This is a genomic window from Ilumatobacter nonamiensis YM16-303 (assembly GCF_000350145.1).
Taxonomy (GTDB): domain Bacteria; phylum Actinomycetota; class Acidimicrobiia; order Acidimicrobiales; family Ilumatobacteraceae; genus Ilumatobacter_A; species Ilumatobacter_A nonamiensis.
Window position 1 is genome coordinate 1 of record NZ_BAOL01000214.1, and the last position, 5,263, is coordinate 5,263.

Here is a 5,263-nt window from a genome sequence, read left to right on the forward strand (position 1 = left end):
AGTGTGCTCCGCCCCAGTGTGCTCCGCCCCAGTGGGCTCCGCCCCAGCAGTCGCTCGAAGTGCAAGCCGGGACTCCGGTCACGTCCGAGGTCGGAAGGATGATCGCTCGCTCGAAGGTCTGCTGCGCGTTGGTGAGCTCCATCGACGCGGACGCCTCGGCACTGATCAGGTCTGCGCCTGCGTCGCCATCCGAACCCTCGATCGGTTGTGCACCATCGATCAACAACGCCTTCGCCTGGTCGGGAGTCATGTCGGGATGCAGCTGATGGAGCAGCGCCAGGACGCCCGACGTCACCGCCGCCGCTTCGGACGTGCCGGACCCCTTGAACAGCATCGGGTCGCCCTCGACGGAACCCACATCCGAGTGATTCAGGTCGGCATTGCTCCCAGGGGCGCGGAGGCTCTCGATGTGTGCCCCCGACGCTGCCACGTCCGGGTTGCGCACGCCGTCGCCGGCGCTCGAGAACTCCGCGATCTGCATCCCGTCGTCGGTGGCTTCCGCCGCTGCGACCGTGATGACGTACGGGTCGATCCCGGGGGACGCGAGTTGTTCGGTGTCAGGTCCGTCGTTCCCGGCGATCGTCACGACGGTGATGCCGGCGTCCCAGGCCCGTTCGAGCGCTGCGGTCAGAGGATCACCTTGGTACGAGCCCGTCGCTCCGCTCACGTAGGACAGGTTGAGGACCTTGATCTGGAGTTCGTCGGCGTGGGCGATCACCCAGTCGACTCCCGCGACGACGTCGGCGGGGTTGCTCGCGCCGTCGCGACCGGAGACCTTGACCGACACGATGCCGGCATCGGGCGCGACACCGAGGAACTTGTCGGGGTGTTCGGCTGCGGTGAGGGGATTCGCGCCGGACTCGTTGCCGCCGATGATTCCGGCCATCGCGGTGCCGTGGCCGTGGGAGTCGACAAATCGCGTCGACGGGTCGCTCGCCTCGGCGGAGAGGTCGGCGACGGCGACGATCTTGCCCTCGCCCGAGAGTGCGTCCACATTTGCGACGCCGGTGTCGATCACTGCGACGTTCACCCCGGCGCCGGTGATTCCTTGCATCCACAGGTCTCGTGCGCCGACTTGGTCGACGACGTGATACATGGAGCCTGGCGCGGCGCGGTCCGCGGTGACGGAGTGCTCGGCCTCCGCGGTGCTGCCGACCGAGGCGGCGTCCGGTGGAGCGAGAGTGAGCATTCCCACGAGCAGCGCGATCACCGCAGCTGCGACCCACCACCCGCGCGTCGCTCGACTTTCGATGAGCGGGATCGGCTCGGTCGCTGTGTCGGATCGGTCGGGTGTCTGGTCCCAGACACGGCCCGGATGGATGGTTGTCGTCGTCGGCATTCTGAACTCCTGTTCGTCGTGCCCGCACGAGCGAGACCGGCGGATCTCGCGCCTCGTCTGATGGTCGGTGGGGTCGTTCGGCGTACGGGCGCTGAGCCGGCGACCAGGTCGGGGAACCATGGGCCATGGTACCCGATCTCGCGCCCTTCCTGCGGTCGGACGGACACTGTCCGTGGTCGTCGAGCGTGTGGCACCGTCCAGCGGGGATCAGACGTCGTGCTCATTCTCCACGTGGCGATGGTCCTCACCACGTGGCGGCCGCACCCGTCGGTTTCCGGGCATGATGGGGACGTGATCTCCACCACGCCCGGACTCGTCGCAGCCAGTGAACGAAACGCGAATCTCGCCGACATCGACGTTCACGCATGGCAGTGGGCGGTGCTGATCGGCGTGATCCTCGTGATGCTCCTGATCGACCTGTTGGTCGTCCACAAGGAGGCGCACGAGGTCAAGACCAAGGAAGCCGCAATCGAGTCGGCGGTGTGGATCAGCATCGGTGTCGCGTTCACCGGCGTGGTCGCCTGGTGGTTCGGCTCTCAGGCGAGCGGCGAGTACATCTCGGGCTATCTGATCGAGAAGAGCCTGAGCGTCGACAACGTCTTCGTGTGGGCACTCATCATGGGGTACTTCGCGGTACCCCAGCGATACCAGCATCGGGTCTTGTTTTGGGGGATCTTCGGGGCCCTCGCGCTGCGAGCCATCTTCATCTTCGCCGGCGTCGCGTTGATCGAGCGGTTCGACTGGATCCTCTACGTGTTCGGGGCCTTCCTCCTGTACACGGCCGGCAAGTTGGTGTTCACGGACAACGATCACGTCGATCCCGGCAACTCGAAATTCCTCAGGCTGGTCAACCGCTTCGTTCCGTCGACCGACGAGTTCGACGGCCAGAAGCTGTTCACGATCAAGAACGGGAAGCGACTCGCCACGCCGCTGTTCGCCGTACTGATGCTGATCGAGGCGACCGACGTGATCTTCGCGGTCGACTCCGTGCCTGCCGTGCTCGCGGTGTCGAACGAGCAGTTCATCGTGTTCGCGTCCAACGCGTTCGCGATCCTCGGCCTCCGAGCGCTCTACTTCCTGCTCGCCGACATGCATTCCCGCTTCACGTATCTGCAGGAGGGTCTTGCGATCATCCTCGCCTTCGTCGGGGTGAAGATGATCATCGCCGAGTGGTACCACATCCCGACGGCGCTCTCGCTCGGTGTGATTGCGATCGTGCTCACCGCGTCGATCGGGTTCTCGTTGAAGCGGACGCGTCATGCCGAGGAGGAAGCGGCGTTGGTCGAGGCGGCGTTCACCGACCGTGAGGCACCCGGCGATCGAGACCCGGAGTTCGACGACACCGATGTCTAGCGTGGGGTCGGCGAACGGTCGACCCCGACAGATCGGGAAGTAGCTTGCCGCCATGGGGATCGCGGACGACGACATCGAGAAGATCCGCTCGACCGTCTCGATCGTCGACACGGTGCAGCAGTACGTCGCACTGAAACGCGTCGGTCGGAACTGGTCGGGACTGTGCCCGTTCCATGCCGAGAAGTCGCCGTCCTTCTACGTCCGCGAGGAGACCGGCCGCTACAAGTGTTTCGGCTGTGACAAGGGCGGTGACATCTTCACGTTCATCCAGGAGATCGAACACACCGATTTTCCGGGGTCGGTCGAGCACCTCGCCGCCAAGGCGGGGATCACGCTCAACTACACGTCGGCCGGACAGTCGAAGGAGCGGGCGCGGCGCAAGCAGCTCACCGAGGCGATGAACGACGCGGTCGAGTGGTACCACGAGCGTCTGCTGAGCGACCCGGGTGCGCGTGCCGCTCGCGGCTACCTGCGCGATCGCGGTCTGCACGGCGACATCGCCCGTCAGTTCAAGCTCGGGTGGGCGCCCGACGACTGGGATCGTCTGGCGCGCGATCTCGGTCGTCCGGCCGATGTGCTGCAGGACGTCGGTCTCGCGTTCCGGAATCGTCGCAACCGGATGCAGGATTCGTTCCGTGCCCGCGTGATGTTCCCGATCTTCTCCGAGTCCGGTGAGGCACTCGCGTTCGGGGGGCGGATCCTGCCCGGTTCGGACGATCCGGCGAAGTACAAGAACAGCTCCGAGACGCCGATCTACACGAAGTCGAAGGTGCTCTACGGGTTGAACTGGTCGAAGGCCGACGCGTCGAAGGTCGATCAGATCGTCGTGTGCGAGGGCTACACGGACGTGATCGGTTTTCACCAGGCCGGCGTGCCGCGTGCGGTCGCCACGTGTGGAACGGCGCTGACCGAGGAGCACGTCCGATTGCTCAAGCGCTACGCGAGTCGGGTCGTGCTGTCGTTCGACGCCGACGCAGCAGGACAGGGAGCGGCCGAACGGTTCTACGAATGGGAACAGAAGCACCAGGTCGAGGTCTCGGTCGCCCGGCTGCCCTCCGGCAAGGATCCGGGAGACCTCGCACGTTCGAACCCGGAGGCACTCGCGAAGGCGGTCGACGAGCCGTTGCCGTTCCTCGGGTTCCGCCTCCAACGCACGATGGGATCGCGACGGCTCGATTCACCCGAGCAGCGCGCCCGCCTCGCCGAAGAGGCGATGGCCGTGGTGAACGAACACCCGAACCCGAACGTCCGCAAGCTCTATGCCGGCGAGGTCGCGGCGCAGGTCGGCCTCCCCGTCAGCGACCTCGTGAGGCTCGCCGAGACCGGTGTGCGTCGTCCATCGATCGCGGTCGCACCCAAGCGACAGAGCGCACCGATGGAGAACGCCGAGTTCGCGGCGCTCGTGCTGCTGGTCCAGGAGTGGGACTCGATCGCGGAGTGGCTGGTCGAGGGTCTCTTCGACAGCGATGCGAACCGGATGGCGTTCCTCGCGATGGCCGAAGCCGGTGGGCTGACCGGGGCGCTCGAGATCGCACCACCGGACGCGCGTGAGGTGCTGGAACGGGCGTCGGTCGCCGACCTCGACCTCGACGCCACGGTGGAGGCCCAGTCGCTCATCGCTGCGGCGACCCGACGTGAACTCCGGCGGCGAACCTCGTTCACCGACCCGGCGTCGCTCGAGGAGGATCGTGCGGCTCGACTGGATCTGATGGCGCTCGCCGATACCGACCCCGAACGCGCCCTGGCGGCATCGGAGTCGTTGCTAGGTTGGCTCCATCGACGAACCGACGAGCACTCCGACTGAATCCAGCGACCGGCCCGACGCCTCGGTTGCCGCGCTCGTGGCGCCGGTCGTCGGTGTCGATCGCGATGAGTGGGATGCGCTGGTCGAGCGGGGGCGCGCGAGTGGCGAAGTCCATGCCGACCAGGTCAGCCATGTGCTGCGCAATGTCGAACTGAGCGAATCGGTCCTCACCGATGTCCAACACGTGTTCGCCGGAGCGGGGATCTCGATCGACGACCAGCTCGATCATGACGACGAGACGCTGGGCGACGACACCCCGGTCGGCGTCCGTCGCGAGGTGATCGTGGAGGACGACGCCGACGAACGCCTCTTGAGTCGCCGTCGGCAACGCCGGATCAAGAAGCGCGGTCCGAAAGCCGAGGGCGGCTCCGCCGACGCCGTGCGGATGTACCTGCGAGAGATCGGCCAGGTCGACCTGTTGACCGTCGACGACGAGCGGCGCCTCGCTCAACTCATCGAGGAGGGCAAGATCGCCGCGGAGAAACTCGACGCCGCGAGCGAGGCGCGACGGACGCTCGACACGGTCGAGGACCGGATGTTGACGCGCGCCGTCAAGCGCGGCGAGCGGGCGAAGTCCGAACTCACGCAGGCGAACCTGCGGCTCGTGGTCAGCATCGCGAAGCGCTACTCGGGGCGGGGGATGCAGCTGCTCGACCTCGTGCAGGAGGGCAACCTCGGGCTGATGCGTGCGGTCGAGAAGTTCGACTACACGAAGGGTTTCAAGTTCTCGACGTACGCCACGTGGTGGATCCGCCAGGCGATCACCC

The 5,263-nt window shown here is 66.3% G+C and carries 4 protein-coding genes; 3 read left to right on the forward strand and 1 reads right to left on the reverse strand.

The genetic code is table 11. From position 1 onward, the window contains the following. Positions 1 to 1,339, reverse strand: a 1,339-nt coding sequence (locus ON45_RS21810) for a S8 family serine peptidase (RefSeq protein ID WP_158412492.1), incomplete at its 3' end; no start/stop codon positions are given. Between the two features lie 291 nt (positions 1,340 to 1,630). On the opposite strand from ON45_RS21810, the gene ON45_RS17545 reads away from it, so the two are divergent. From ON45_RS17545 to ON45_RS17555, 3 genes are all read left to right on the forward strand, one after another. Then, the gene (locus ON45_RS17545; RefSeq protein WP_241432241.1) at positions 1,631 to 2,692 is read left to right on the forward strand and encodes a TerC family protein; all 1,062 of its coding nucleotides are present in this window, start codon (positions 1,631 to 1,633) and stop codon (positions 2,690 to 2,692) included. Positions 2,693 to 2,744: 52 nt separating this feature from the next. After that, a complete protein-coding gene (dnaG, locus tag ON45_RS17550; RefSeq protein ID WP_051063306.1) occupies positions 2,745 to 4,496 on the forward strand; it encodes a DNA primase in 1,752 nt (583 codons plus the stop codon). Then, positions 4,468 to 5,263 (forward strand): sigma-70 family RNA polymerase sigma factor (locus ON45_RS17555; protein WP_148288751.1); only part of this gene is annotated, 796 nt, incomplete at its 3' end. The genes dnaG and ON45_RS17555, both read left to right, overlap by 29 nt.

Coding starts and splice junctions, on each gene's coding strand:
- dnaG (WP_051063306.1), top strand. CDS start 2,745: ATGGGGATCGCGGACGACGACATCGAGAAGATCCGCTCGACCGTCTCG.